We start from the raw sequence: 24255 nt of genomic DNA on the forward strand, positions 1-24255 counted from the left end.
ACACTCCTGCGGGGTAGGGCCGCGCCCGTGCTCCGCGTTTAAGCTTCTTTCGCTTCTGTTGTTTCGTCCTTGGGTGCGTTCTTGATGAAGAACGCCATGAAGACCAATCCGAACCCGTTGAACAGCATCTCAATGCCCAGGAAGATCCCCAGTATGCTCAGCAGAGCAGCCGGTTCCTTGCCCACATAGGTCCAGATGATGCCGGCGAGGATGATCGACAAGATGCCCGAGATCATCGTGGGCCAGAAAAACTGCGTTCCTTTCATCTGGAACGACAGAATGACCCGCGCGATGCCGCCTGCCATGAACAGGATCAGCATCACGGTCGCCAGAGTCAGCGTGCCCTGCAGCGGATGATCCAGAAAGGACCAGCCCAGAAACAGCATGACCGCACCCATGATGAGTGACAGGATCTTGTTGCCAGTGCCTTCAACCGTGAAGCCACCAACGATCTGCATTCCGCCCGCAATCAATAGCAACACACCGGTTACTACTGTTACGGCAACGGACGCCACGACCGGTGCGCCCAATACGAACACCCCGAATGCTATGGACAAAAGTCCAAGCAGTAGCCATTTGACCCAATCACTCATGTTAGTCTCTCCATCAAATATCTAGATATGAGAGACTCTTACATCAATTCACGGACGTCTGTCAGCCGTCCTGTGATTGCCGCAGCGGCAGCCATTGCAGGGCTCAGCAGATGGGTACGCCCACCGCGACCCTGACGGCCTTCGAAGTTGCGGTTCGAAGTCGCGGCACAGCGCTCGCCCGGTTGCAGCTGGTCGGGGTTCATCGCCAGACACATTGAACAGCCCGCAAGACGCCACTCGAAACCGGCATCTTTGAAGATCTCGGCCAAACCTTCTTCTTCGGCCTGTGCACGCACCAAGCCCGAGCCTGGTACGACCATGGCGCGCATGCCGTCCTTGATCTTCTTGCCTTTCAGGATTTCCGCCGCAGCGCGCAGGTCTTCGATCCGACCGTTGGTGCAAGAGCCGATGAAAACAGTGTCGATTTCAACATCGCTCAGCTTTTGACCGGCTTCCAAGCCCATATACTCGATCGAACGGCGGGCCGCGTCGACTTTACCGCCTTCGAAATCTTCGGGATGCGGTACGGATGCGGTGATCGGCAGCACATCTTCGGGACTGGTGCCCCAAGTGACGACCGGCGCGATATCTTCACCACGCAGCGTGATGACTTTATCGAAATGCGCATCTTCGTCGGTGTAAAGCGTCTTCCACCAGTCCATCGCGGCTTCCCACTGCGCGCCTTTGGGGGCATGCGGGCGGCCTTTGACATATTCAAAGGTGGTCTCATCCGGCGCGATCAGGCCAGCGCGGGCACCGCCTTCGATGGCCATGTTACAGACGGTCATGCGCCCTTCCATCGAAAGATCGCGGATCGCTTCGCCGCAATACTCGATGACATAACCTGTGCCGCCAGCAGTACCGGTCTCGCCGATCACAGCCAGAGTGATATCTTTGGCGGTCACACCTGGCTGCAGTTTGCCGGTGATTTCGACCTTCATGTTCTTGGACTTCTTCTGGATCAGAGTCTGGGTGGCCAGAACGTGTTCAACCTCGGATGTGCCGATGCCGTGCGCCAGAGCGCCGAATGCACCATGAGTCGCCGTGTGGCTGTCGCCGCAAACAACGGTCATGCCGGGCAGGGTCCAGCCCTGTTCGGGGCCGACGATATGCACAATGCCCTGACGGACGTCGTGCACAGGGTAATAGTGAATGCCGAAATCTTTGGCGTTCTTGTCCAGTGCCTCGACCTGAATGCGTGATTCCGGGTTTTCGATACCATTCACACGGTCCGGCGTGGTCGGAACGTTGTGATCCGGCACGGCGATGGTTTTTTCTGGCGCGCGCACCTTGCGGCCCGCCATGCGCAGGCCTTCGAATGCCTGTGGGCTGGTCACTTCGTGCACCAGATGGCGGTCGATATACAGCAGGCAGGTGCCATCATCGGCCTCGTGGGCGACATGGGCATCCCAGATCTTGTCATAGAGTGTTTTGGGGGACATCGGTCCTCTCCCGTATGTAATGAGAAATAGCTGGCGAGTTGGCTTAGGCCGCCGATAGGCGGGCCAAGACCGTGCGGGCAGCCCCAAAGAACCGTTCACGCAGACGCGCGCGATCTTCCAGATTCTGTTCTTGGGCCACATTGAGTCTCATACGCACCAGATATAACGGGCATTCGTGTCAATCAAGGTTCAATCCCAACCGTCTCACTGCGGGCTTGCATCATCCAGCATCGCTGTCCAAGCTGACCTGCAGGAGAGGTGAATGAACCAGGATTTACTACCGGAGACGCTCTCGGAGCTTTACGCCAACATGACGGCGGCGTTTTCCTCGCAAATTGAAGGTCTGGCCGAGTTGATCGTCACCCCGGGATGGCGGCAGTATCAACTCATCATCATCTTGTTTCTCTGGGCAATTTCATTCTTGCTGAAACTGCTGACGCAGGGCCGATGGGAAACCTGGGCGAGGGCCCGGGTGGGATGGCCGAAATGGCGCTTGCGGATATTGATACAACTGATGCGCCGTCTGACGTTGGTCTATTTTGTGTTGCTGTCTGGTGGGCTTTATCTGGTGATGCAACAGGTCACATGGCCGTCGCGGAGCTACATACTTGGTGTCTTCGCAACGCTGGCTGTTGCATGGCTGGCCATCGCGTTGGTTTCGCGATTGGTGAGAAACCGAACGCTGCGACAAATATTTAAATGGTCTATGTGGGTCTATGCCACGTTGATTGCGTTGAACCTGACGGATGATGTAGCCGGTTTCCTTGATGGCGTCGCCATTTCTATCGGTGATCTTCATATCTCGGCGCTGGGCATCATCAAGGCTGTACTGCTGATTGGCGTCCTGCTGACTTTGGCGCGTGTCGGCACACGCGCGGCTGAGCGCGGCCTTACGAACAATCAAGACATAACACCATCGATGCAGGTTCTTCTGGCCAAGGGTATTCAGGTGCTGCTCTACGGGGCGGTGTTCATGGCGGCGATCCGCACCCTCGGGTTTGATCTGACTGGCATAGCGTTGCTGTCCGGGGCCATTGGCGTCGGGATCGGGTTTGGCCTACAAAAAGTGGTTTCGAACCTGATCTCAGGCATTATCATCCTGATGGACCGGTCGATCAAACCGGGCGACGTGATTTCACTCGGGGACACATTTGGTTGGATTAACGCGCTGGGCGCGCGCTATGTCTCGGTGGTTACGCGGGATGGTCGGGAATATCTGATTCCAAACGAAGATCTGATTACCAATCAGGTTGTAAACTGGTCGCATTCCGACCGTTTCGTGCGGTTGGATCTTGATTTCGGCACCAGCTACGACGACGACCCGCACAAAGTCCGCGCGACAGCGATCCGTGCCGTCAAGACGGTTGGTCGAGTGCTGAGTGGAGGCAAACATGAACCTGTCTGCCATATCACTGGTTTCGGTGACAGCAGCGTGGACTATGTGTTGCGCTTCTGGATCAGTGATCCGAACAAGGGTCTGACAAACATTCGGGGCAATGTTTTCCTGGCGCTGTGGGATGCGTTCAAGGTCGAAGACATCTCGCTTCCGTTCCCGCAGCGTGAAATCCGCGTATTGGGCGGCCCGGAGGCCGACGCCGAGGTGCAACATCTCGCCAAAGAGTGACTGGATGTGGGGCGCAGCGTCGGCCCTTTCATTGAAATGTTGCAATCCCCTTGTTACCCTATTAGTACCCCGGCGCCGGGGTTTGGCGGCGCGCAGCAAAGGAGGACTATGTCCTGTCTCTACATACACAGGCGGGTTTGCCCGCCGATGATGGGGCCGGTGTAATGGCCCACTCTCAGTCAATCAGCGACAAGCTGCTTGAACGTATCCTTTCCTCACTTTCCGATGACAAGGCCGAAGACGTCGTGCAGATCAACCTGCAAGGTAAGTCTTCTGTTGCGGATCACATGGTGATTGCCTCTGGTCGGTCGACCCGTCAGGTCTCGGCCATGGCGGAAAAGCTGACGGATCGCATCAAGCAGGAATTCGGTTTCACCTCGAAGGTCGAAGGCAAGGATGCCGGCGACTGGGTGCTGATCGATACGGGCGACGTGGTCGTCCATATCTTCCGCCCCGAAGTGCGTGAATTCTATCAGCTGGAAAAGATGTGGCTGCCTCAGGGCGGCAGCGCCTCGGCGAATTGAGGCGCCATCCCGGCCTGTATTGAGGGGCCGGAGGCGAGAGAGACATGCGTATCAGCATCGTTGCGGTCGGGCGATTGCGCGCCGGACCGGAGAAATCCCTGCTTGACGACTATCTGACCCGATTTGACCGGACCGGCCGCGCGCTGGGGCTTGGGCCTGCGCGCGTGATCGAGGTTGAAGACAAGAAAAACGCTGGCATGGGGGCCGAGGCCACCCTGCTGCGCAAGGCGCTGCCCAAAGGTGTGATGATCTGTACCCTAGATGAGCGCGGACGGGTGTTGTCCTCGCCTGATTTTGCAAAAAAGCTGGGTGGATGGCGCGACGCGGGCCGACAGGATCTGGCGCTGATCATCGGCGGAGCGGACGGAATAGACCCTAATCTGCGGGCGGAGGCTGATTTTTCCCTATCCTTTGGGTCAATGGTCTGGCCCCATATGTTGGTCCGTGTGATGCTGGCCGAGCAACTTTACCGGGCCGCGACCATCCTTTCAGGCGGCCCTTATCACCGGGTCTGACATGGCGCAGCTATTGATCGTCTACCACTCGCGCACCGGCGGCACCCGGCAAATGGCTGAAGCCGCAGCCGAAGCAGCGCGGGATGAAGCGAACACCATCCTGAAAACCGCCGATCAGGCCGGGCCAAACGACCTGCTGGCCGCCGATGGCTATATCTTCTGCGCACCCGAGAACCTGGCTGCGATTTCGGGTCTGATGAAAGAGTTTTTCGACCGCTGTTATTATCCTGTGCTGGGGAGGATCGAAGGTCGACCCTATGCGCAGATGGTCTGCGCCGGATCAGATGGTGAGAATGCCGCGCGACAGATGGCACGGATCGCAACGGGGTGGCGGTTGAAAGAGGTGCAACCGCCCCTAATCATCTGCACTCATGCGCAAACACCCAAGGCGATCTTGGCCGAAAAGATCATTCCCGAAGAACAACTTGAAAACTGTCGTGAGGTTGGAGCGGCCTTGGCCGCAGGTCTCAGCCTCGGGGTGTTCTGAGGGTCAGTTCAGATCGACCACGGTCGTGTCTTCGCTCCAACCACCGACATTGTCGCGCGCCTGAATTTGCACCTGCGTGGTCCCGTCCGGAATCACCACCCCGCCAAGTGACCGTGTAAAGGGCTGCTCATCGACATGAGGGTGATGCAGCACACGCATCCCCAGCTCGTTCCCCTGCATATCCAGAACACGCCAGCCGTCGGCATAGTCATCCCATCCGGTGTCGGAGTGGCGGATCGTGACGTCGAAGCGCCAGGTGTCCCCATTTGATTGGGCCGAAACCTGTTCGACCGTCGGAGGGTCGGCGAATGCGGGGCTGGCCAGTAAGGCGCTGAGAATCAGATATCGCATGGGGCCAAACTATGCGCTCGCGCATGGCATTGCGATCACGACTCTGTGTTTGGTGGCGCAGTCATGATTACGGTGCGCGAATGCGAGGCGAATTCGCGACGATAGAGCACACCGAATGTGACGATTGAGCTTAGGATCAGGGCTACCGGTCCAAGTATCCATGCGATTGAAGCCAACGCAAAATATGTCGCCCGCAACGCGCGATTGAAACTACGAGCCGCCGTGATGCAGATATCAGCGGATTGTGTGGCGCGTGGATAGGCCTGTGGATCATCGGGGTCATTTGGAACAGCGGCCATCAGGATTGCGCAATACCCAAACAGGCGATGCGACCAGACAAATTTCAGAAAAGCGTTCGACAGAAAAAGCAGAATAATCAGTATCTTGATTTCCCAAACCATGGCAGGCGCACGGCCGATGGCAAGATCTTCAGCAACCCCAGCAAGGCGTTCGGTATTGCCAAGCAATGCCAAACCGCCGCCTATTGCAATCATGATTGTCGAAGCGAAGAACGTGCTGCCCTGGCGCATGGCCGAGATCACTTGTGCATCGAACACACGCGGCTGGCGCGTCACCATTTCACGCATCCAGACCTTGCGGAAATCATCCATCATCAATGAAACCGACGGTTTCTGAGAGGACGGATTTTCGATCCTCCACCCAATCCCTAGCCATGTCGCGAACAACAGCAAAACGGCTGCATAGTCCAGCGAGGAAAACAGTAATGTGCGGTCGATCCAGGTCATGCCGCGACACTATTGTTGGATTCGGTAACTTGCCAGCCGATAAAATTGGTAATATAATTTTACCAAATGGAGGATCAGCGATGGAAATGCCCAAGCCAAATCCGGATGTCTTAGCACGCAAGCAGGCATTGGTTGCGCGACTACAGCAAGTGCTGCCGAAGGATGCTGTTATCCATGAAGAGGCCGAGACCAGGGCTTATGAATGTGATGCGCTGACCGCCTATAAATGCCCGCCAATGCTGGCTGTACTGCCTTCGACCACGCAGCAGGTTTCCGATGTCTTGCGCATTTGCCATGAACTGGGTGTGCCGGTTGTACCGCGCGGCGCGGGCACGTCATTGGCCGGTGGCGCCCTGCCGACGGCAGATTGTGTGATTCTAGGCGTTGCACGGATGAACGAAGTTCTGGAAATCGATTACGACAACAGGTTTATCAAGGTGCAATCCGGCCGAACCAACCTGAGTGTAACCGGTGCCGTTGAAGAAGAGGATTTCTTTTACGCCCCCGATCCCTCATCTCAGCTTGCCTGCGCCATTGCCGGGAATATCGCGATGAATTCGGGCGGGGCGCATTGCCTGAAATACGGGGTGACGACCAACAATCTGATGGGTGTGACTATGGTCATGATGGATGGCAGCGTGGTCGAAATTGGAGGTGCCTATCTGGACGCTGGCGGGTTGGACCTGTTGGGTGTTATCTGCGGATCCGAAGGGCAATTGGGTGTCGTAACTGAAGCAACGTTGCGCATCCTGCGCAAACCTGAGGGCGCGCGTCCCGTTCTGATGGGCTTTGACGATAATGAAGTAGCCGGTCAATGCGTCTCTGACATAATCAAATCGGGCATATTGCCTGTCGCGATCGAGTTCATGGACCGCCTTTGTATTCGAGCCTGCGAGAATTTCGCCCAAGCGGGTTATCCTGATTGCGAGGCGTTGCTGATCGTCGAAGTTGAAGGATCAGAGGCAGAGATCGATAGTCAGTTGTCGAAGATTATCGAGATCGCCAAGCGGCATAATCCGGTTGAGCTGCGAGAAAGCCAATCGGCTGATGAAAGCGCCCGTATTTGGCTGGGGCGGAAATCGGCCTTTGGCGCGATGGGGCAAATCAACGATTATATGTGTTTGGATGGGACGATCCCGGTCTCATCGCTACCCTTCGTCCTGCGCCGGATCGGGGAGCTGAGCAAAGATTATGGCCTGCCAGTCGGCAATGTGTTCCATGCCGGTGACGGCAACATGCACCCCTTGATCCTGTTTGACGCCAACAAACCCGGCGATCTTGAGAAATGTGAAGCGTTCGGGGCGGACATCCTGAAGCTTTGCGTTGATGCGGGGGGCTGCCTGACTGGTGAGCATGGGGTCGGCATCGAAAAGCGTGATCTGATGACACACCAATATGAACCACAGGATCTTGAGGCGCAGATGGCGGTGAAAGATGTGTTTGACCCGAATTGGCTGTTGAACCCAGCCAAGGTGTTTCCGCTAAAGGCGTCTGCCACGCGCAGGATGGCTGCGGAATAGATGAGCCTTCCCCATCAATACCCAGAGTATTTGCGAAAAGATGAAGTGCCATGACACCTGAAACCGAGGCTGAACTTGCGGACATCGTTGCCGGCCTGGATGGCCCAGTGCGTATTGCCGGAGGCGGCACGCGCGGCCTTGATGGGCCCGAGCCTGTGCTGAACCTGTCGGGACTGCACGGAATTACACAGTATGAGCCGGGCGCATTGACTCTGGTCGCGCTTGCCGGGACTCCAGTGAGTGAGATCGAAGCGGCTTTGGAGGCCGAGGGCCAGCAACTGGCGTTCGAGCCGATGGATCATCGCGGTTTGCTGGGCACCACGGGGGAACCGACAATCGGCGGTGTTGTCGCGGCCAACATCTCGGGGCCGCGTCGAATTCAGGCTGGCGCGTGCCGGGATTTCCTGTTGGGCGTACGTTATGTCGACGGGTTGGGGCAGGTGATCAAGAATGGCGGGCGGGTGATGAAGAATGTCACCGGTTACGATCTGGTCAAGCTCATGGCGGGTTCCTGGGGCACGCTAGGGGTGCTGTCCGAGGTCTCACTGAAAGTGCTGCCTAGACCTGAGATCGAGACCACTCTGGCAGTCGGGGCCGCTGATGTAGGAACCGCAGTTGATCTCATGTCCACTGCCCTGAAATCCCCCTTCGAGGTGAGCAGCGCAGCCTATGATCCACTGGGTGGGCAGGCGCTGTTGCGGATCGAAGGATTTGCCGACTCGGTTGCCTATCGGGTAGGTCGATTGCGCGAAATCCTTGGGGGCGAATGCACCGAGTTAGAGAATTCGAGGAACCGCTGGGTCGATCTGCGTGATCTACGTGCGTTTAAGGATCTGCAAGGTGATGTCTGGCGCTTATCGGTGAAACCCGGCGATGCAGCCAGCCTTGCAGAACGGATAGACGCGGATCGAACCCTATTTGACTGGGGCGGGGGCTTGATCTGGGTATTGGTGCCAAAGGGCACCGATCTGCGTGCACGACTGGGTCACTTTGAAGGACATGCAACGCTGGTACGTGCAGAGGCTGACACCATTGTTGAATTTGGGCGGTTCCAACCGGAGAGCACGCAGATTCAGTCTCTAACAAAGGCAATTCGGAAGAGATTTGACCCTCGGAACGTGTTCAATCCGGGTCTGATGGGGTAGGCGATGCAGACGAAATTTACCGAAAAGCAGTTGCAAGACCCAGCGATTCAGCGATCCAATGAGATACTACGAAATTGTGTTCACTGTGGTTTCTGTACAGCAACCTGCCCGACTTATCAGGTGCTAGGCGATGAGTTGGATAGCCCTCGCGGGCGCATCTATCTAATCAAGGACATGTTGGAGAATGAGCGTGTTCCGGACGAAAAGACTGTCAAGCATATCGATCGCTGCCTATCTTGCCTCGCCTGCATGACCACGTGCCCCTCGGGCGTGCATTACATGCACCTCGTGGACCACGCACGGGAATATATCGAAGACAACTACAAGCGCCCGTTCTCGGATCGGGCTCTGCGCTGGATATTGGCCAGAATCCTGCCTTATCCGTCACGCTTTCGCTGGGCTCTAATCGGGGCAAAGCTGGGTCGTCCGTTCCGGTTTCTGATGCCGGATGCCCGGCTGAAGGCGATGCTGGACATGGCGCCGAGATATATTCCACCGGTTAGTCGCAATGATGACCCTCAGAGCTTTGCAGCAAAAGGCGCTAAGAAGAAACGCGTCGCCCTGATGACGGGCTGTGCGCAAAAAGCGCTCAACACCGACATCAACGACGCGACGATTCGCCTGCTGACCCGATTGGGCTGCGAGGTCGTTGTCGCCGAAGGTGCCAGCTGTTGTGGCGCATTGACCCATCACATGGGTAAAAACGGTGAAAGCCATGCGTCTGCTGCAGCCAATATCCGGGCCTGGACACGCGAAATGGATGGTGATGGTCTGGATGCGATCGTGATCAACACCTCGGGGTGTGGGACCACGGTTAAAGATTATGGGCACATGTTCCGCAGTGATCCGCTGGCGGTGGATGCGGGGCGTGTATCCGCCATGGCGATGGATATCAGTGAGCTTTTGGTGCAGCTAGAGATGCCGGACAGCGACAAGAAAGAACTGGTTGTTGCCTACCACGCGGCGTGTTCATTGCAACATGGGCAAAAGGTTACCTCTTATCCCAAGAACCTGCTGAAATCTGCTGGATTCACAGTGTTAGAGCCTAAAGATAGTCATTTGTGCTGTGGCAGTGCAGGAACCTACAACCTGATGCAGCCTGAGATTTCGGGTCAGTTGAAACAACGAAAAGTGCGCACGCTTGAGGCTAGGAATCCTGATGTTATCGCGGCAGGTAACATCGGATGCATGATGCAAATCGGCTCTGGGACTAACACGCCCGTTGTCCACACAGTCGAGTTGCTGGACTGGGCCACCGGAGGGCCGGAACCGCGCGCATTGCGCGACGGCATGGCTGGGGTACCCCAACTGCGCTGATCGATTGCTGCACTCGCGCATCAGGTCCGGTTGAAATTCATCCAAGGGTCAATTGCCCTATTTTCGCCGCACCAACGGCATACGAATCTTGGTCGGACCTCATGACCGGAGACCCGCGTGCGCAACTGGATCACGGCTATTGTCTTCAGCTTGCTGCCCTTGGCAGGACAGGCGCAGGATACTGGGCTTAGGAGCCTGGAAACCACCGATGCTGGGCGCGAGTGGATGGCAGTTGGTCGGCTGGATATCGACGGCACCGGGTTTTGTACCGGATCGCTGATATCTCCGACTCTGGTACTGACGGCTGCGCATTGTCTGTACGACAAAACCACGAAACAGCGAATTAATCCGGCCCGGATCGAGTTTCTGGCCGGTTGGCGCCTCGGTTCCGCCTCGGCTTATCGCCCGGCGCGTCGAACAGTGGTTCACCCCGACTATGTGTATGAAGGCAATGTTTCTGCAACGCGGGTGCGTCATGATATTGCGCTGATCGAGCTGTGGCAGCCGATCCGCAACACCTCGGTTATTCCTTTCGAAACCGGACGTCGTCCTGCCCGCGGTCAAGAGGTGGGGGTTGTCTCGTACGCGCATGACCGCGCCGAAGCGCCAGCACTGCAGGAAGTCTGTTCCGTCATTGGGAGACAGGCTGGAATTCTGGTTATGTCCTGCAACGTGGATTTCGGGGCATCCGGCGCGCCGATCTTTTCGTTTGACGGCGAGCGGCCACGCATTGTGTCGGTCGTTGCAGCGAAGGCCGAATTGCAGGGTCAACGCGTTGCGCTGGGCACCGCCTTGGATGAATCGCTGGAATTGTTGCGGGCCGAGCTTTCGCAGGGGCGGGGTATGAACGCCACATTGGACAACAACACCAAAAACCTCGGAGCAAAGTTCATTAAGCCATGATGCGTGTTTTTCTAAGTATCACCTTGCTTGTTTCTATTCTCGTAACTGCCGCGCAGGCCCAGACCAGCGGCAAGCGCCGACTGACGGATCGCGATGATCTGTATGGGTGGGAGGCGGTCGGACGTCTGGATATCGGCGAACAGGGCTTTTGCACCGGTACTTTGATCGCAAAGGACATCGTGCTGACAGCGGCGCATTGCGCTGTGAGCAAGGCCACCGGAAAACCCTATGCCCCCGGTGAATTGACCTTTCGCGCCGGTTTGAGCGACGGTCAGGCGCTTGCGGATCGCAAGGTCATCCAGATTGCGACCCATCCCGATTTTGTTGCCAATGCGCCGGTATCGGCGTCACGTGTTCGAATTGATGTGGCTCTAATGCGGCTGGAAGAGCCGATTCCCTATTCGATTGCTGATCCGTTCGCCCTGCACAGCGGCCGCGTCAGCGACAGCGAAATCAGCGTCGCCTCGTATGGTCGCGGTCGGGCCGAGGCGATCACGCGCCAACGCTCTTGCCGCATCCTGCAACGCGGGCAGGGGCTGATCAGCTTTGATTGCGATATTACATTCGGTTCGTCGGGCTCCGCTATTTTAGCAAAAAAAGGCCCGCGTTGGCAGATCCTGTCGGTTGTTTCGGCGGGCGCATCGGATGGTCAACGCAAGATCGGCTACGGGATGGAGCTGTCGGGGATTGTCTCGGAACTCAAGGCGATATTGCGTCGTGACGCGCCCCGACCCACGGCAACAATCCGCAGATTGCAGCCGGGTTCAGCCAAGTCCAATTCGGGTGCTAAATTCCTCAGCGCGGGCGGGTCTTGAACCCAGTCCTTTTACTTCCCATCTGAGTTTTACCGGATCGCCAAAGCTGGGGTCCGGCATAAATCACCGCCCGTCCATTTCGGAGGGCAATTTCGTGAATCGCTCAAAGATGAGGATACGACATGCGTACATTTGACTTCGCACCACTTCACCGCGCAACCATCGGTTTCGACCAGATTGCAGACATGATGGACCGGGTTTTGACCAATGACGTGGCTCAGCCCAGCTATCCCCCTTATAACATCGAAAAGACCGATGCTGATACCTACCGCATTTCGGTCGCTGTTGCCGGGTTTTCCGAGGCCGATCTGTCGGTTGAGGTAAAGGAAAATTCTCTGGTGGTTTCCGGCAAGAAAGCTTCGGACGAAAAAGAGCGCAGCTACCTGCACCGTGGCATCGCCACCCGCGCGTTCGAGCGCCGCTTTGCTCTGGCCGACCACGTTCGTGTCACCGGCGCGAGCCATGAAAACGGCATGCTGAACATCGATCTGAAGCGCGAAGTGCCAGAAGCGCTGAAACCGCGCCGGATCGAAATTTCGTCTGGCAAGGCCATTGAAAAGGACGTGGTTGACGCCAAAGCCGTGAACTGAGGCTGTTGATCACTTAGCGACAGTCCCGCCTCTCTGGATTGTCGCACCACACGCCCCGCGTTCCTCCAGGCGCGGGGCGAAGTTGTATCCATCGCAACAAGGACTTGGTGGGCAACACGTTTTCACGAAAATCTGGCAATAGTTTAGGTCGTCAGGCTAGTCTCTTCTGGAACACTTCAATGAACTGAATTTTGTTCACTGCCTACAGAGGGAGACGAAATAGATGCGAATGAAATCCGTTTTTGCCGCTATAGTCTGTGCCGTTGTTGCATCGACCACACTGACCGCGACATCAACCCGTGCCAACGATACAGGAGCGCTTATCGCTGGGGTCGCGTTGGGTGTGCTGGGAGCGTCGATCGCCAAACACCATCACAAGCACGGATCAAAATACCAGAAGCACCCGCACGTTTCGCCCGAGGAGAATGCGATCGGGCTTTGTATGCATCGGACCCACACCGCCATGAGCAATCAAGGCTACTATGCCGTCGATTTTGAGCGGACGCTTTCCTATACGACAAATTCTGATGGCATCGATCTGATTGATCTGGAGGTCGCGCGCTCGAAGGACAGCAATGATGCGCGGAGCCACATAAAAGCCCATTGCGCTATTCAAGATGATGCTGTGGTTAATTTCCGCTACTCAAACTACTGAGCTTGCCCTTCGGCAACTTCAACTTAAGAAATCCAAGAGCTTCTATTTTCCCTTCTGAAAACCAGTAGGCAATGTGTCTCGGCCTTGTCTCTGCGTCTATCTTTTTAGCGTCGAGTTTGTCACAGTCTTGGTGATTTGGAGACCCAAGGGGATGTAAATTGCCATAACATTCCCTATGTCATTGGATGATAAGAAGAATAGGGATAGCAGATGTCGAACCAGCAATTCGAAGCATTGATTCAAGAGACGCAACAGAAAGTCCGCGAAAGCCAGTCGCAGATTGAAGGCTTGACCTCACGGATCGAAGCGGCGCGTGCCAAGATCGGAACCGCAGAGGCAGATATCGACATTGAAAATGCCACTTTGGAAGATGTGCACGCCCATACCGAGGTGATGAACGCCAACATCGCTGAGTTGATCATGGGGCTCGACGACGTGACCAACGCGTTTTCCAAGGATTTCGACGAAATGCGTTCGAAAACCGGGTGGGAGTCGTTCGTCGGCATCTTCGCCAAGGCCAAATCCGAGTCCATGCGGCAGGAACGCATGCGCACCGCCAATATTGATGACAAGCTGCAGGACCTGATCGCCAAGTCCGATGTGATCGTAAAATTGCTGGAAGGGCAGTTGTCGGTACTGGAGGAACAGCGCGTCAAGGTCGAAGACAACCTGACTGTCACGCTGGATGACCGTGAGGCGACGGTGGCCGAGTTGGAAGCACTGCGCGCCGAGATTCAGGGTATGGACCCAACAATCATCACGCTGGAAAACAAGATCAGCGTCGAACAGGATGCTGCCGCCCGCACCCAGTTAGAGACTGAATTGGCCGAATTGAACAAGCAATACAACGCCAAGGTTCAGGAAGAGCAGGTCAAGCTGGCCAAGTCTCAGACGCTGGAACGCTATATCGAAAAGGGCAAAACCTGGGTCGACTCACTGCAAAACCAGGCGGCGACGCAGATGGTGCTGATCAACAAGCTGCAGACAGACACGCAACAGCGCGTGGTGCTGTATGACGCCCTGACCAAATCGCTGAAAACAGCACAGCAGCAGGACGTGGCCCACCGCATCAACGAGATCGGTGTGCAGACGGACCAAGAGGCGCAGACCGCCATGGCCGCCATCGGCACCGCGACCAATCAGAAAATGGCCGACATGCTTGAGGCGCATGAGGACCACATGGTCTTTGCCCGCGACGTGCTGGAGAAAAAGGCCAAGGCGGATGAACGCTTTGCCCGCCGGTTCGCCTCGATTGTCGAGAAGCATGACAAGAATCTGTATGGCGGGTGAGGCGCTTCAGTGACGTTCCGTTCCAAAGGCAAGCCAAAAGGAATACGCGACAGGTTCAGAATAGGGATTCTCTTTGTTGTCTTTGGCGGGTTCCTAACTTTGCTTCTTCTGACAGCTGATTGGATGCCAGACCATTTGGTGATTAAACTTGTGCTGATAGCGGGTTTTCTTTTGGTGACATTCTGCCTCTGCGTTCTGTTCGCCAACGGTCTCATCAAGCTTGAACAGCTTGATGAGAAGTTGTTCGGTCGCCGACAAAGAAAAGAGCGCGTGGATAATGACTGACCCCACCCAAGACCATGTCGGTCTGACCGACACCTTTGCCTCGCGCCGCTATTTCCGCAAATTCGAGGTGATCACAGTCCACCTCCTACGCGTAGCCGCGACGATGGAAGTCGAGGGCGTGATCAGCAAGCAAGAGGTGCGGATCGTGTCGCGCTATCTCTCAGGGCTGCTCTACACCTTCCGCGCGCTCAGCATGAAATACCTGCTGGTCGGGCGTGATACGGGGCGGTTTTTTGGCAGCCTTGCGATGGACAAGCGCGATAGCGGGTTTCCGGTGGCGGCAGAGTTGCTGACCATGGCCAATGACGCGCAGCAGGCGCAGGTGCATCTGGCGAATATGCCGTCCGAAGATGACCTGAAAACAGACATGGTCCGCACGATCATTGGTGACCGGGAAATCCCCACCAAGTTGCAATTTGCGCTGTCCCAAAGGCTCTATTACCAGGAATTGCTGAAAGGTCAGCTGTTCTGGGCCCGCAACGATCCCGAGTGCCACTGGATCGGGAATGAGGGCGAACGGCGGAAGTTCATGATCCACTGGGCGGTCTATGACAGCCAGATCAACCTGCCAGTGATCTACCTGATGCAACTGGAGGACAGCGGCAAAACCGCCCTTCCCAAAGACCAACGCCGCTGGCCCGAAGTGCAGGCGCATCTGATGGCGCAGTCTCTGGGCGGGTTGAAACTGGTGACCATAGCCAAAGGGTTCGATCAGGATTTCGACGACCTGCACCCCAAACACCTGCGCCGCATTCATGTGGGGCCAATGTATTCCTCGGCCTATACCGAACAATCCGGCCCCCTGCGGCAGGTGCTGGAGGATGCGCAATCTCCGCAAGGTCAGGATTGGGCGCTGGCCTGGACCACGGAAGAGCTGGAAAGCGAAGATGTGATCGAAGAGCGGGCCGGATGGTTCTCGACCGTCGAACGCGAGGTTTTTGCCTTGGATCCGTTCGGCGGGCAGGGGGCCGAAACCGGCGCTACCCGTACCCAGCGGTCGATCATCCTGCCCCAGCGTCCGTTTCAGGTGCTGGCCGAACGCAATCCGCCGGGTTTTGCCGATGTGCGCAAGTTCGTGGTCAGCAAGGCCGGACAGGTGTTGAGATATTGAGACCAGAGGCGGGCTGAAGCCCGCCCTACGTGATAAGAGTAGGCCGGGCTTCTGCCCGGCATTGCGAGGAAAAACATGAGTTTGACGTCAGATCAGATGGAATTGCGCGAAGACGACATTCGTAAGCACTATCCGGCAGCGACCGCTTTGCTGAGCGGTTTCGAGCACGCTCCGCGTATTGCCAAAGCGGTTGAAACGACTGTCGAACGATCCCCTGGTGTCTCTACCGGGCGGCGGTTTCGGTCGACGACGCCGGGTCTGGTGACACGCCGTACTGCCCGCAGGGACGGGGTGCATCTAGTCGAACGGATCGAAGCGTCAGATGACGGGGATACTCTGGTCTCGCCGCCACAGGCGACTTTGCAACAGGCGATACGACGTGCCATCGCAATCGCTCTGGCCGTGGCCGAGGCTTATGCGGAACAGACTCCGCTGGCGGATCTGAAGCGCGCGAATTTGGCCGGAGATCTACCTGCCGCCCGCAAGACCGAATTCTCGGAACTGCTGACTGCCGAGGCTCTGATCACCTCGCACACCTTCGGCAATGCGCTGGCGTACTTGATCTCCTCGCATCTGGGAGAGACCACTGTCGATATCGGTGAGATCGAAGAGGTCCTGACCGACAACGGCCAACTCGCCTTGCACGGCGCGCTGTGGGAGTTGGACCAGACCCTTGCCAAACACGCCCCCGATGATGCCCACCTGATCGCGGCTACCAGCGCTTATGCCGAGCAACTGTTGGAAAAGGTCGCTCTACGCGCCCAGTCCGCAGGCCATCTGGCACCGTTCCAGAGTGCCGCTTGGCATATCGAGGCAGATGATCTGACCATCCGGGGCTTCGAACCGGCATCAAAGGCCAAATCCACCACCCTGACCATGACGTTCAAGAAACCGAACGAGGTGGTCGGCAACCATATCGCCAAATATCAGGCGATGAAGCTGGCCAAGATGGTGATGGCCTATGATTTCGACCGCCGTCTGAACCCGTTTGCTGAGCTTGGCGGGTTCATCTTTACCTTCATGGGTGATGGCAAACCGGGCACCGGCAAGACCACGCTGATCCAGATGATGGCCGGGCTGATCAACGACTATTGCCAGAACGCGGGCTATCCGTTCCGCTACCAGAACCTGAGCACCGATAATATCGACAGCTATCAGGGCAAATCCGGCCAGAATGCCAAGGCCTTTATCAACACGATCATCGACCCCTCGGTCATCGGTTTCGGCACGATCGACGATATCGACCAGCTTGCGGGCAAACGCGGCGATCGGCAGTCGTCAGCCGGGCAACTGGAAATCACCGCCGTTCTGATGGAGAGTTTTGCCGGGGCCAACACCGTCGTGCGCGGTAATTGCACCTTTGGCATGTTCTCGAACTACCCCGAGAATGTGGACGACGCCCTGCGCCAGCGGGCGGGCGCGCGGTTCCTGGTGGATGGGCCGCAAACGCGCGAGGATTACATTGACATCCTACACCTGCTGATGGGCCGTAACCACGACATCCCGCTGGGTGAACACGAAGCCTATGCCGCGCAGGAGATCAAAAAGGCCGTCGCCGCCAGTTTTGAAAGCCACTCCCGTCCACATGAGGATGCCCTGCTGCAGGTCTATGACCGGGTGTCTGGCGAGATCGGCCAGATGGACACGATTGCCAAGCTGGGCACCTACCTCAAGGCGATCCAGCAGGCGGATGAGCGGTTCACCGGCCGTGCGATCAAGAACATCACCGACGCGGTCAAGGTCCGCGCGATGGATTTCGAACTGCCCGACGAGTGGATGGAAAACCCCGACCTGTTCCTGTTCCGCGACTACGACACCAAGAAGGCGATGATCGACGACCTGCGCCAGCCGATCACGGTGGAAATGGTAATCCAGGAGATCAACCGCTACGCCGACAGCGAATTCCGCTATGCCGACAAGAGTGACGAGGTCGCCATCGAAAACGCCGTGCGTGAGATGGGTCGGATGGAAGAGGCCAAGCGGCGGTATCTGGAGGGGAAGGGGTGAATTATTTGATCGCTATAGGTCTGCCTCTTCTACTGAGCACTGTGGTTGCTATTCCAATAGGGTTCCGAGCCTATCGAACATCTCGTGCGGCTAAAGAAAGCGGAAAGAAATGTTTTCTTCCTTTCTTCGTATATGGCGCGGTTTGCGCTGTTCTGGCAATTCTTACCAGCTACACTTTGATGGATTTTTTTGTCGACCGATTTGCCGTGGACGTTGGCAACGCAAATCCCGCAGATGTAATGGTCTATTTTCAGCTACAGTTCTGGTTGATTGCAGTACCCCTTGGTTTCGCGATCATTTTTGCATTTGCAAAAGGACTGCGAGCATGAGTTTCGAATTCTTGGAGCACAGGTTTCTGTTTGAGAGTGATATCGCGGCGCAGCCGCGACGCGCCCGACCCGGCCCCCAGGGCGGGCGCGTTCCGCACCCACCCTCAGGCCGGGCGCATCGCTACCGTTGCGCGGGAAGGCAATTGTTATGATCCGCCTCATCGAAAATGGCCTGATGTTCGGCAACCTCGTCCACATCTCCAGCCCGGCCTTAGTCGAGCGATATAACCGCGCACTGCAGCATCTGGCGGGCAAGACCACGGCGCTGACGGATTTCCATGTCGATATCTCGGGCTATTCGCCAGAGGTGGGGATGGAGCTGGAGGACGAGCTTTATCTCAACCCCAACGGGGTCAACCGGCAGTTCATCCTGCTGACGACCGAGCAGAAACGCGCGCCCCTTCTGAACGTCAAGTTCTCGACCTCGCGCGATATCCTGCGTGAGTTCATCGAGATGAACGAGGCGCAGCTGTTTGCTCTAACCGCCACCGATGCGGTGGCCGGAGAGCTGGTGAACTCGGTCATCAAACTCACCACCCCGCGCGACCTGTTGAACCTAAGCAAGATCGAGATCGAGGCCGACACCGTGGGCGGCACCCTGCGCAAAGCCCAGCAGCTAGCGGGCATGGTCGAACGCTTCAAAACCGAAGAGGATGCATGGTTCGACGATGTGCTGATCGCAAAGATGATCGAAACGGCCAAGGAAACCGGCGACGTCACCCGCAACCCCGTCCGCCTGCGCCACACCGCATTCGAGCAGCGTAATTTCTGGACGGCACACTTTGGCGGGCTCTACCTGTTCCCGGATATGGATCACCCGGCGGCGATTTGCATAGGCGAAAAGCCCGACGATATGCCGATCAAATACATTTTTGACCCGTCGCAGCGGAACCAGATTGCCAAGTTTCTCGACTACAACGATCTGGTTGAACCTATCGTTAAGGCGCGCGGCGTGGATGCTGCCGCGATCCTGCAACAGAAAATGGACTTTCTGACCATTGCTGCGGCTGCTGACGCAGATGTTGATCTGAGCGGGCTGGATCGCAGCGATATGCGACGACTGGCCCGCAATCACGCCGATCGCCTACCCGAGGCGTACCACGGCCTCGCACAACTGTTGCGCTGGGCGACGGATGGTGGGCGCTGGCCACGCATCACCTCGGATCATCCCGCCTATTTCTACACATTGCGCGCAGCCGATACGCCGAACCGCGATCTGGTGAATATGCTGTTGACCGAATTGGCTCCGCTGGATCCGCGGCAGATGTTCATCTGCCACAAGGAATTGTTTTATAGTACTTACAGGACCTGGCCCGAGACCAAAAAAGCCTATGTTGCCGACTTCCTTGCCCGCGAGTATCAGGTGGACAAGGCTGGTGCGCGGGCGGCTCTATTTGGTCATGAACCGGATATGACCGGCAATGACCGGGTCAGCGAAACAGTGATCGCACGGGTCGGCCCTTGGGGCGCGGTCAGGAGAGATTAAGATGTTCGGAGCGATGCGCCTGTTTCTGATCCTGCTGGTGATCCAGACGATTGCCTATTTCGCGCTGTCCTTTTACTCGCGAGGAGTTAGGCGGCGAAAGTTGGAGACGTGGTGGGACGAAAAGGGCAAAACCGGTAACAAAGAAGCGTTTGTTGCGCGTGGTTTGCACGTCTACGACAACTCATTCCGGCGCAAACTGATTTTGGGTGTCTATATTGTACCTTGGGTGGCGATTGGCGCGCTGATCTACATCGTGAATTACATGTGAGGGTTAAGGCATGGCCTATGTGAAATGGGCGTTCATTATCATCTTCTGGGGCACGATCGCCGTGATCTTGCAGTATTCCCTACCGCAGCACGATGTGGTGCGGATCGTCAACACCTATGAGGAACGTCAGGACCTGACGGACTGGACGCGGATCTTCTGGTCCGAGCCTGAAGATCAATCCACCAGCCTGTCAAACCGCGATGTACAGTTCATTCAGGCCGTACGCGCCAACGGGAAGCCGATTGTCTATCGCAACGAAGACACTGGTTGGGGCTGGCCGCCTTATTTCAAGTTCGACACTGCGAACCTTTACACCGAGGCCAACGATGCCAAGTCGACCAAAGATAACCCCGATTGGGTGGTCGTAACGCACTACGGCTGGCGGAATGAATTCATGTCGATTTTTCCCAACGCAATTTTCATCCGGCATGTCGAGGGGCCGGATGTCCGCATCATCCCCTGGTTCAATATTATCTTCCTGACTGTGCTTGCTGCGCTGGTTTGGGCCATTTGGGTTCGCTGGCGGCGGTTTCGGCAAAAGAAGATCGATCCTGTTTTGGAGAACATGGAAGATGGTCTTTACGCCGCTGGTGATGCAATAGATGAAAAGCGCAAGGGCTTTCGCCGCTGGCTGGACAGTTGGAAATCAAAGTAAAGTGGTACGCCAAAAGGCGTGCGCCGTGGTCTGACTGCTCATCTCACGATGAACTCAGCATGAAGCGCCCCGGCAGCCTTGATGGTTTTCAGGATGTCGATCATATCGCGTGGCGACACGCCCAAGGCGTTCAACCCGGCGACCACTTCGGACAAGGTGGTTGCCTCGGGGATTTCTGCAAGCCCCGTTCCTTCTTCCTCTCCGATCCCAGCGTAGGTGCGCGGAACAACGACTGTTTCGCCTCGCGCAAACGGATTTGGCTGAACAGCAATCGGGGCTTCCTCGACTGTGAGGGTCAAGTTGCCCTGCGATACCGCGACGCGTGAAATCCTGACGTCCCGACCCATGACAATTGTGCCCGATCTTTGATCCACCACGACGCGGGCTTTGCTTTCGGGTTCGACCAGAATGTTTTCAATACGTCCAATGGCATGCGCGGTTGATACGGCCCGCGTCGCCTCAATGCTCAACTCCACAGTGCCGGAATCGCGCATGAGTGCGACGGCGCGGTTGAATTCTCTGTTGATGGCGGCCTCAATGCGGCTTGCGGTCGTGAAATCCGGTTCTCTCAGCGCCAGCCTCAGTTGAGTCAAATCAGCAAGCTGAAAATCGATCTCGCGCTCCACACGCGCGCCCGAGGGTATGACGCCCGATGTCGGCACCCCGCTTACAACCGACGCTGCTTCGCCTTCAACCGCAGCGCCTCCGGCTAGCACTGTCCCTTGCGCCACGGCATAAATCTGACCATCTGCTGCATTCAGGGGTGTCATGATCAATGTCCCCCCAAGAAGTCCTTTGGAATCTCCGATGGCAGAGACGGTGACGTCAATCTGACCGCCGACGCGCGCGAAGGGTGGTAGGGTGGCGGTGACCAATACGGCGGCGACGTTTTTGGGGCGAAAATCCTCGCCATTCACGTTTACACCCAGCCGTTCGAGAATGTTGGACATAATCTCTTCGGTGAACGGAGAATTGCGCAAGCCGTCGCCGGTGCCATTCAGGCCAACCACAAGGCCGTAGCCAACCAGATCATTGCCGCGGACACCGTCGAAATCCACCAGATCTTTCAGGCGTATGGCCCCCGCATTGGCAATGCAGGGTAAGGTTATCAAAAGGAATACGAGTATCTTCATCTCAGGAAATTCACCAGTGACAGGTTGGCGTTGCGAACGGTCACGGAATACAGACTCTCCAGTTGGAACTGCACGGTTTGCAACTGTGCCGCAGTCTCATAGGGATCTGCAGCGATCAACGCATTGCGCGCATGCTCAGCGCTGGTCTTTGCGGCGGCGTTGCGCGTTGCGGCTTGCTCCACACGCGCCTCAGCCGCGCCGACCTGGGCGCGCAAATTGACCGTCGCATCCTGTGTATTGGCCAACTCAACACCAAGCTGCGTGAACAATGCGGTTCGTAGATCAGGTGTCCATCCAAGCGCATCATCTGTGGCCAGAGCCGCAACCGCAACATCGCGCAAAGCGTCCTTGAGCGCGGGGTCTGTCGCAGTGATCGGAAGAGTGATCCGCTCGTTCTCGGAAATCTGCATCGGAGCCAAGGTGTCTGTGCCACCTTGATACATCACCGCATCAAATCCGGCGGGGTCGTTGAACCAATCCTCAGCGGCCTGTTGGATATCTGTTAGGGAGGACAGCCCTGTCAATTCGGCCTGCAGCGCTGTCAATAATGTTTCAGCGGAGGGCAGAGGTGAGACGTCAGTCGACGTTCCGGAATACAGGCTGCGCCCTCCCGCCCGCGTATTCAGGGCTGAGATCATTGTGTCGAGCTCATTTCGTGCCTGAACCGATGCTTGTTCATGTGTCACGGTCTGGTTCGCCGTACCGAATGATAGCAGCGACGCTGACATCTCGGCGACCGAGCCGCTTAGCGTTGTCAGGCTCAATTGCATTGCGTCCGTGAATAGCCGCGCCTCGGCGGTGGCGATGGAAAGCGCGTCCAACCGTTCCAGGCTGCGATCTAGATCCAGTAGGTGCGAGTAATCACCACCCAGACGACCCGAGATATCCTGCACCTTGCCGGTGGACATCTCATACGACAGTGTTTCGATTTGTGATTTGATCTCGGCGCTGCGAGTTCTGAGGGTAAGGCCGCGGGCCAGATCCCCGATCGAATTCAGTGTCATGTTCATAACCTCAACAGGGTATCCATCAGTTCATCCACGACGGCGACGATGCGTGCGTTTGCGGCATAGGCCTGCTCGATCTGCATCAAGCGCTGCAGTTCCGCGTCACTGTCAACACCTTGCTCCGCGACGACTTTTTGCATTTCCAGCTGCGCGTTTGCTGCAAAACTGCTGCGCTGGTCAGCTGTGTGTGCGTTTGCCCCGGCTTTGGAAAGCAACGCCTCGGCGATCTCCGCCGCGCGCATCGTGCCTGTCCCAAACTCTACGCTGGGGGCCGGGCGCGAGTCGGTCAGAACGGCCCCAAAAGCTTGCAACTGGCTGGCATCACCCGGCGCACCGGGGGTCAATGCCCCCAGACCCGCACGTAATCTCCAGCTGTCACCCCCTGCATCCGGGTCGACCACAACATTTAGTGAGATGCGCGACGCAAGACCGGTTTCAGAAACCGGATCAAAGCGGCTGCCGTTATCCGTGAAGACGCCCGGATCGGTCGCGGCAGCGGTCGGGTCCAACCCGGTGGTTTCAAAGCGCTCGATCAGGTCGCGGGCGACGGCGTCCAGATCGGCTTGCGCTTCGACGGTCAGTTCGTCGCGGACCGAGAACTGGGCCATCAATGCGCCGCCTCGGATTTGGGCGAACTCTCCGCTCACGCGAACGGGTCGGCCGTTGATCTCGAGCCCGGACAACAACCCGTTACCAACGGTCATATGCGGCATGGTATCGCCTGTGGTCGAGAACGAAAACTCGGCCGCAGTTCCTTCCAGCAGGATCAACCCGCCATCGGAATAGAGGGAAATCTGATCATTATCGCGCGCGATCGCGTTGACAGGCACCAACTCGTTGACTTGATCGACCAGAATCTGACGATGATCCAACAGCGCGCCAATATCACCACCCGAATTGCGGACAGCGGGGATACGAGCATTCAGTTTCTCGATGTCTTTCAGAGTCTGATTCAGCGTATCGACCTGTTTGCCTATCGTGCGATCCGCATCGGATCGCATTTGCCGCACCCCTTCGGACGCTGTATTGAGCGCTGTGCTCAATGTACCGCCTGCACGGGCAGCCTGATCCAGCCGTTGGGCTGAGCCGGGCAGGCTTGCAGCTGTAATCAGACTGCTTTCGAATTGGGCCAGTCTGGCCGAGATCGAAGTGGCATCGTCGGCTGCCCCCAACAGTTTCTCGTAACCTGAATGAAATTGCGCCACGGTTTTGGCTGCCATCAGGTCTGCATCGGTCGCACGGCGGTTTGCGATCTGTACCGGATCCTGGTGCCGGGTGATACCAACGACACGAACGCCATTACCGGAAACTGTGCTGGTCGCCAGTTCAAGCGATCTGCGGGCATATCCCGGGGTCAACGCGTTGGCAATGTTTCCTGAAACCACCGCCGCACCACGGCTGGCTGCGCTCAGCCCGCCCAGAGCGTTGTTCAGTGCTGTCGACATATTCATCGGACG

General features: G+C 57.0%; 27 protein-coding genes. 19 read left to right on the top strand and 8 right to left on the bottom strand.

Going from position 1 to position 24255, the window contains the following annotated elements:
- Window positions 1-38 precede the first annotated feature (38 nt).
- Genes ACR0AU_RS19270 through ACR0AU_RS19280 form a run of 3 tightly spaced genes read right to left on the bottom strand, consistent with a single transcriptional unit; the run spans window position 39 to window position 2174 of the window.
- Window positions 39-593, bottom strand: coding sequence for a DUF308 domain-containing protein (locus ACR0AU_RS19270; RefSeq protein WP_170734174.1), 555 nt, complete (start codon window positions 591-593; stop codon window positions 39-41).
- Between the two features lie 38 nt (window positions 594-631).
- Window positions 632-2035, bottom strand: coding sequence for a 3-isopropylmalate dehydratase large subunit (leuC, locus tag ACR0AU_RS19275; RefSeq protein WP_170395174.1), 1404 nt, complete (start codon window positions 2033-2035; stop codon window positions 632-634).
- 43 nt (window positions 2036-2078) lie between these two features.
- Window positions 2079-2174: an isopropylmalate isomerase gene (locus ACR0AU_RS19280; protein ID WP_260023663.1), complete on the bottom strand. Its 96-nt coding sequence runs from the start codon at window positions 2172-2174 to the stop codon at window positions 2079-2081.
- A gap of 123 nt (window positions 2175-2297) precedes the next feature.
- Here ACR0AU_RS19280 and ACR0AU_RS19285 point away from each other — a divergent pair, with 123 nt between their 5' ends.
- The 4 genes from ACR0AU_RS19285 to ACR0AU_RS19300 all read left to right on the top strand — a co-directional run bounded on the left by ACR0AU_RS19285 (window position 2298) and on the right by ACR0AU_RS19300 (window position 5185).
- Entirely contained in the window at window positions 2298-3659 is a 1362-nt protein-coding gene (locus ACR0AU_RS19285; RefSeq protein WP_480796106.1) for a mechanosensitive ion channel family protein, read from the top strand.
- Window positions 3660-3823: 164 nt separating this feature from the next.
- Window positions 3824-4183, top strand: coding sequence for a ribosome silencing factor (rsfS, locus tag ACR0AU_RS19290; RefSeq protein WP_039541351.1), 360 nt, complete (start codon window positions 3824-3826; stop codon window positions 4181-4183).
- 44 nt (window positions 4184-4227) lie between these two features.
- Window positions 4228-4698 (top strand): 23S rRNA (pseudouridine(1915)-N(3))-methyltransferase RlmH, encoded by a 471-nt coding sequence (gene rlmH / locus ACR0AU_RS19295; RefSeq protein ID WP_480796107.1) that lies wholly within the window; start codon window positions 4228-4230, stop codon window positions 4696-4698.
- A 1-nt stretch (window position 4699) separates the two neighbouring features.
- Window positions 4700-5185: an NAD(P)H-dependent oxidoreductase gene (locus ACR0AU_RS19300; protein ID WP_170423281.1), complete on the top strand. Its 486-nt coding sequence runs from the start codon at window positions 4700-4702 to the stop codon at window positions 5183-5185.
- Between the two features lie 3 nt (window positions 5186-5188).
- On the opposite strand, the gene ACR0AU_RS19305 is transcribed toward ACR0AU_RS19300, so the two are convergent.
- Window positions 5189-5536, bottom strand: coding sequence for a hypothetical protein (locus tag ACR0AU_RS19305; protein WP_170395187.1), 348 nt, complete (start codon window positions 5534-5536; stop codon window positions 5189-5191).
- A gap of 35 nt (window positions 5537-5571) precedes the next feature.
- A complete protein-coding gene (locus ACR0AU_RS19310; RefSeq protein ID WP_170395190.1) occupies window positions 5572-6282 on the bottom strand; it encodes a DUF599 domain-containing protein in 711 nt (236 codons plus the stop codon).
- Window positions 6283-6362: 80 nt separating this feature from the next.
- Between ACR0AU_RS19310 and ACR0AU_RS19315 the strand changes: the two genes are divergently transcribed.
- The 15 genes from ACR0AU_RS19315 (at window position 6363) to ACR0AU_RS19385 (ending at window position 20658) form a co-directional block, all read left to right on the top strand.
- On the top strand, window positions 6363-7802 hold the full coding sequence (locus ACR0AU_RS19315) for an FAD-linked oxidase C-terminal domain-containing protein (RefSeq protein ID WP_170423285.1): 1440 nt from the start codon (window positions 6363-6365) through the stop codon (window positions 7800-7802).
- 50 nt (window positions 7803-7852) lie between these two features.
- Window positions 7853-8947 (top strand): FAD-binding protein, encoded by a 1095-nt coding sequence (locus ACR0AU_RS19320; RefSeq protein ID WP_480796108.1) that lies wholly within the window; start codon window positions 7853-7855, stop codon window positions 8945-8947.
- A gap of 3 nt (window positions 8948-8950) precedes the next feature.
- Window positions 8951-10264, top strand: coding sequence for a glycolate oxidase subunit GlcF (gene glcF, locus ACR0AU_RS19325; RefSeq protein WP_480796109.1), 1314 nt, complete (start codon window positions 8951-8953; stop codon window positions 10262-10264).
- A gap of 117 nt (window positions 10265-10381) precedes the next feature.
- A complete protein-coding gene (locus ACR0AU_RS19330) occupies window positions 10382-11167 on the top strand; it encodes a trypsin-like serine protease (protein ID WP_170395202.1) in 786 nt (261 codons plus the stop codon).
- Complete coding sequence (locus ACR0AU_RS19335; RefSeq protein WP_480796110.1) at window positions 11164-11982, top strand: trypsin-like serine peptidase; 819 nt, start codon at window positions 11164-11166, stop codon at window positions 11980-11982. Before ACR0AU_RS19330 ends, ACR0AU_RS19335 begins: the two co-directional genes overlap by 4 nt.
- A 122-nt stretch (window positions 11983-12104) precedes the next feature.
- The gene (locus tag ACR0AU_RS19340; RefSeq protein WP_170395206.1) at window positions 12105-12572 is read left to right on the top strand and encodes an Hsp20 family protein; all 468 of its coding nucleotides are present in this window, start codon (window positions 12105-12107) and stop codon (window positions 12570-12572) included.
- Window positions 12573-12795: 223 nt separating this feature from the next.
- Window positions 12796-13227, top strand: coding sequence for a hypothetical protein (locus tag ACR0AU_RS19345; RefSeq protein WP_170395209.1), 432 nt, complete (start codon window positions 12796-12798; stop codon window positions 13225-13227).
- A gap of 210 nt (window positions 13228-13437) precedes the next feature.
- Window positions 13438-14517, top strand: coding sequence for a coiled-coil domain-containing protein (locus ACR0AU_RS19350; RefSeq protein ID WP_170423295.1), 1080 nt, complete (start codon window positions 13438-13440; stop codon window positions 14515-14517).
- Window positions 14518-14526: 9 nt separating this feature from the next.
- Entirely contained in the window at window positions 14527-14802 is a 276-nt protein-coding gene (locus tag ACR0AU_RS19355; RefSeq protein WP_170734168.1) for a hypothetical protein, read from the top strand.
- The gene (locus tag ACR0AU_RS19360; protein ID WP_170734167.1) at window positions 14795-15913 is read left to right on the top strand and encodes a hypothetical protein; all 1119 of its coding nucleotides are present in this window, start codon (window positions 14795-14797) and stop codon (window positions 15911-15913) included. The genes ACR0AU_RS19355 and ACR0AU_RS19360 overlap by 8 nt, the downstream gene beginning before the upstream one ends.
- A 75-nt stretch (window positions 15914-15988) precedes the next feature.
- The gene (locus tag ACR0AU_RS19365; RefSeq protein ID WP_480796111.1) at window positions 15989-17920 is read left to right on the top strand and encodes an AAA family ATPase; all 1932 of its coding nucleotides are present in this window, start codon (window positions 15989-15991) and stop codon (window positions 17918-17920) included.
- Complete coding sequence (locus ACR0AU_RS19370; RefSeq protein WP_170408696.1) at window positions 17917-18249, top strand: hypothetical protein; 333 nt, start codon at window positions 17917-17919, stop codon at window positions 18247-18249. Before ACR0AU_RS19365 ends, ACR0AU_RS19370 begins: the two co-directional genes overlap by 4 nt.
- A 148-nt stretch (window positions 18250-18397) precedes the next feature.
- Window positions 18398-19735 carry a DUF6638 family protein gene (locus ACR0AU_RS19375; protein WP_480796112.1) on the top strand — a complete coding sequence of 446 codons (1338 nt, stop codon included), beginning with the start codon at window positions 18398-18400 and terminating at the stop codon, window positions 19733-19735.
- Window position 19736: 1 nt separating this feature from the next.
- Complete coding sequence (locus tag ACR0AU_RS19380) at window positions 19737-20003, top strand: hypothetical protein (RefSeq protein ID WP_170395242.1); 267 nt, start codon at window positions 19737-19739, stop codon at window positions 20001-20003.
- A gap of 10 nt (window positions 20004-20013) precedes the next feature.
- Window positions 20014-20658 (top strand): DUF1523 family protein, encoded by a 645-nt coding sequence (locus ACR0AU_RS19385; RefSeq protein ID WP_170567482.1) that lies wholly within the window; start codon window positions 20014-20016, stop codon window positions 20656-20658.
- 38 nt (window positions 20659-20696) lie between these two features.
- Here the strand turns inward: ACR0AU_RS19385 and ACR0AU_RS19390 are convergent, their stop codons facing one another.
- The 3 genes from ACR0AU_RS19390 to flgK are packed head-to-tail and all read right to left on the bottom strand — an operon-like array spanning window position 20697 to window position 24249.
- Entirely contained in the window at window positions 20697-21791 is a 1095-nt protein-coding gene (locus ACR0AU_RS19390) for a flagellar basal body P-ring protein FlgI (RefSeq protein ID WP_480796113.1), read from the bottom strand.
- The gene (locus ACR0AU_RS19395; RefSeq protein ID WP_170734162.1) at window positions 21788-22795 is read right to left on the bottom strand and encodes a flagellin; all 1008 of its coding nucleotides are present in this window, start codon (window positions 22793-22795) and stop codon (window positions 21788-21790) included. The genes ACR0AU_RS19390 and ACR0AU_RS19395 overlap by 4 nt, the downstream gene beginning before the upstream one ends.
- A gap of 2 nt (window positions 22796-22797) precedes the next feature.
- Window positions 22798-24249: a flagellar hook-associated protein FlgK gene (flgK, locus tag ACR0AU_RS19400; protein ID WP_170734161.1), complete on the bottom strand. Its 1452-nt coding sequence runs from the start codon at window positions 24247-24249 to the stop codon at window positions 22798-22800.
- Window positions 24250-24255: the final 6 nt, after the last annotated feature.

The sequence above is a fragment of the Ruegeria sp. CG1 genome, from assembly GCF_056537265.1.

Bases quoted from the DNA above. Each gene is read 5' to 3' on its own strand.
- ACR0AU_RS19350 (WP_170423295.1), top strand. From the start codon at position 13,438: ATGTCGAACCAGCAATTCGAAGCATTGATTCAAGAGACGCAACAGAAA.
- ACR0AU_RS19390 (WP_480796113.1), bottom strand. From the start codon at position 21,791: ATGAAGATACTCGTATTCCTTTTGATAACCTTACCCTGCATTGCCAAT.
- ACR0AU_RS19360 (WP_170734167.1), top strand. From the start codon at position 14,795: ATGACTGACCCCACCCAAGACCATGTCGGTCTGACCGACACCTTTGCC.
- rlmH (WP_480796107.1), top strand. From the start codon at position 4,228: ATGCGTATCAGCATCGTTGCGGTCGGGCGATTGCGCGCCGGACCGGAG.
- flgK (WP_170734161.1), bottom strand. From the start codon at position 24,249: ATGAATATGTCGACAGCACTGAACAACGCTCTGGGCGGGCTGAGCGCA.
- rsfS (WP_039541351.1), top strand. From the start codon at position 3,824: ATGGCCCACTCTCAGTCAATCAGCGACAAGCTGCTTGAACGTATCCTT.
- ACR0AU_RS19395 (WP_170734162.1), bottom strand. From the start codon at position 22,795: ATGACACTGAATTCGATCGGGGATCTGGCCCGCGGCCTTACCCTCAGA.
- leuC (WP_170395174.1), bottom strand. From the start codon at position 2,035: ATGTCCCCCAAAACACTCTATGACAAGATCTGGGATGCCCATGTCGCC.
- ACR0AU_RS19320 (WP_480796108.1), top strand. From the start codon at position 7,853: ATGACACCTGAAACCGAGGCTGAACTTGCGGACATCGTTGCCGGCCTG.
- ACR0AU_RS19310 (WP_170395190.1), bottom strand. From the start codon at position 6,282: ATGACCTGGATCGACCGCACATTACTGTTTTCCTCGCTGGACTATGCA.
- ACR0AU_RS19365 (WP_480796111.1), top strand. From the start codon at position 15,989: ATGAGTTTGACGTCAGATCAGATGGAATTGCGCGAAGACGACATTCGT.
- ACR0AU_RS19385 (WP_170567482.1), top strand. From the start codon at position 20,014: ATGGCCTATGTGAAATGGGCGTTCATTATCATCTTCTGGGGCACGATC.
- ACR0AU_RS19375 (WP_480796112.1), top strand. From the start codon at position 18,398: ATGATCCGCCTCATCGAAAATGGCCTGATGTTCGGCAACCTCGTCCAC.
- ACR0AU_RS19285 (WP_480796106.1), top strand. From the start codon at position 2,298: ATGAACCAGGATTTACTACCGGAGACGCTCTCGGAGCTTTACGCCAAC.
- ACR0AU_RS19270 (WP_170734174.1), bottom strand. From the start codon at position 593: ATGAGTGATTGGGTCAAATGGCTACTGCTTGGACTTTTGTCCATAGCA.
- ACR0AU_RS19300 (WP_170423281.1), top strand. From the start codon at position 4,700: ATGGCGCAGCTATTGATCGTCTACCACTCGCGCACCGGCGGCACCCGG.
- ACR0AU_RS19305 (WP_170395187.1), bottom strand. From the start codon at position 5,536: ATGCGATATCTGATTCTCAGCGCCTTACTGGCCAGCCCCGCATTCGCC.
- glcF (WP_480796109.1), top strand. From the start codon at position 8,951: ATGCAGACGAAATTTACCGAAAAGCAGTTGCAAGACCCAGCGATTCAG.
- ACR0AU_RS19345 (WP_170395209.1), top strand. From the start codon at position 12,796: ATGCGAATGAAATCCGTTTTTGCCGCTATAGTCTGTGCCGTTGTTGCA.
- ACR0AU_RS19380 (WP_170395242.1), top strand. From the start codon at position 19,737: ATGTTCGGAGCGATGCGCCTGTTTCTGATCCTGCTGGTGATCCAGACG.
- ACR0AU_RS19315 (WP_170423285.1), top strand. From the start codon at position 6,363: ATGGAAATGCCCAAGCCAAATCCGGATGTCTTAGCACGCAAGCAGGCA.
- ACR0AU_RS19340 (WP_170395206.1), top strand. From the start codon at position 12,105: ATGCGTACATTTGACTTCGCACCACTTCACCGCGCAACCATCGGTTTC.
- ACR0AU_RS19335 (WP_480796110.1), top strand. From the start codon at position 11,164: ATGATGCGTGTTTTTCTAAGTATCACCTTGCTTGTTTCTATTCTCGTA.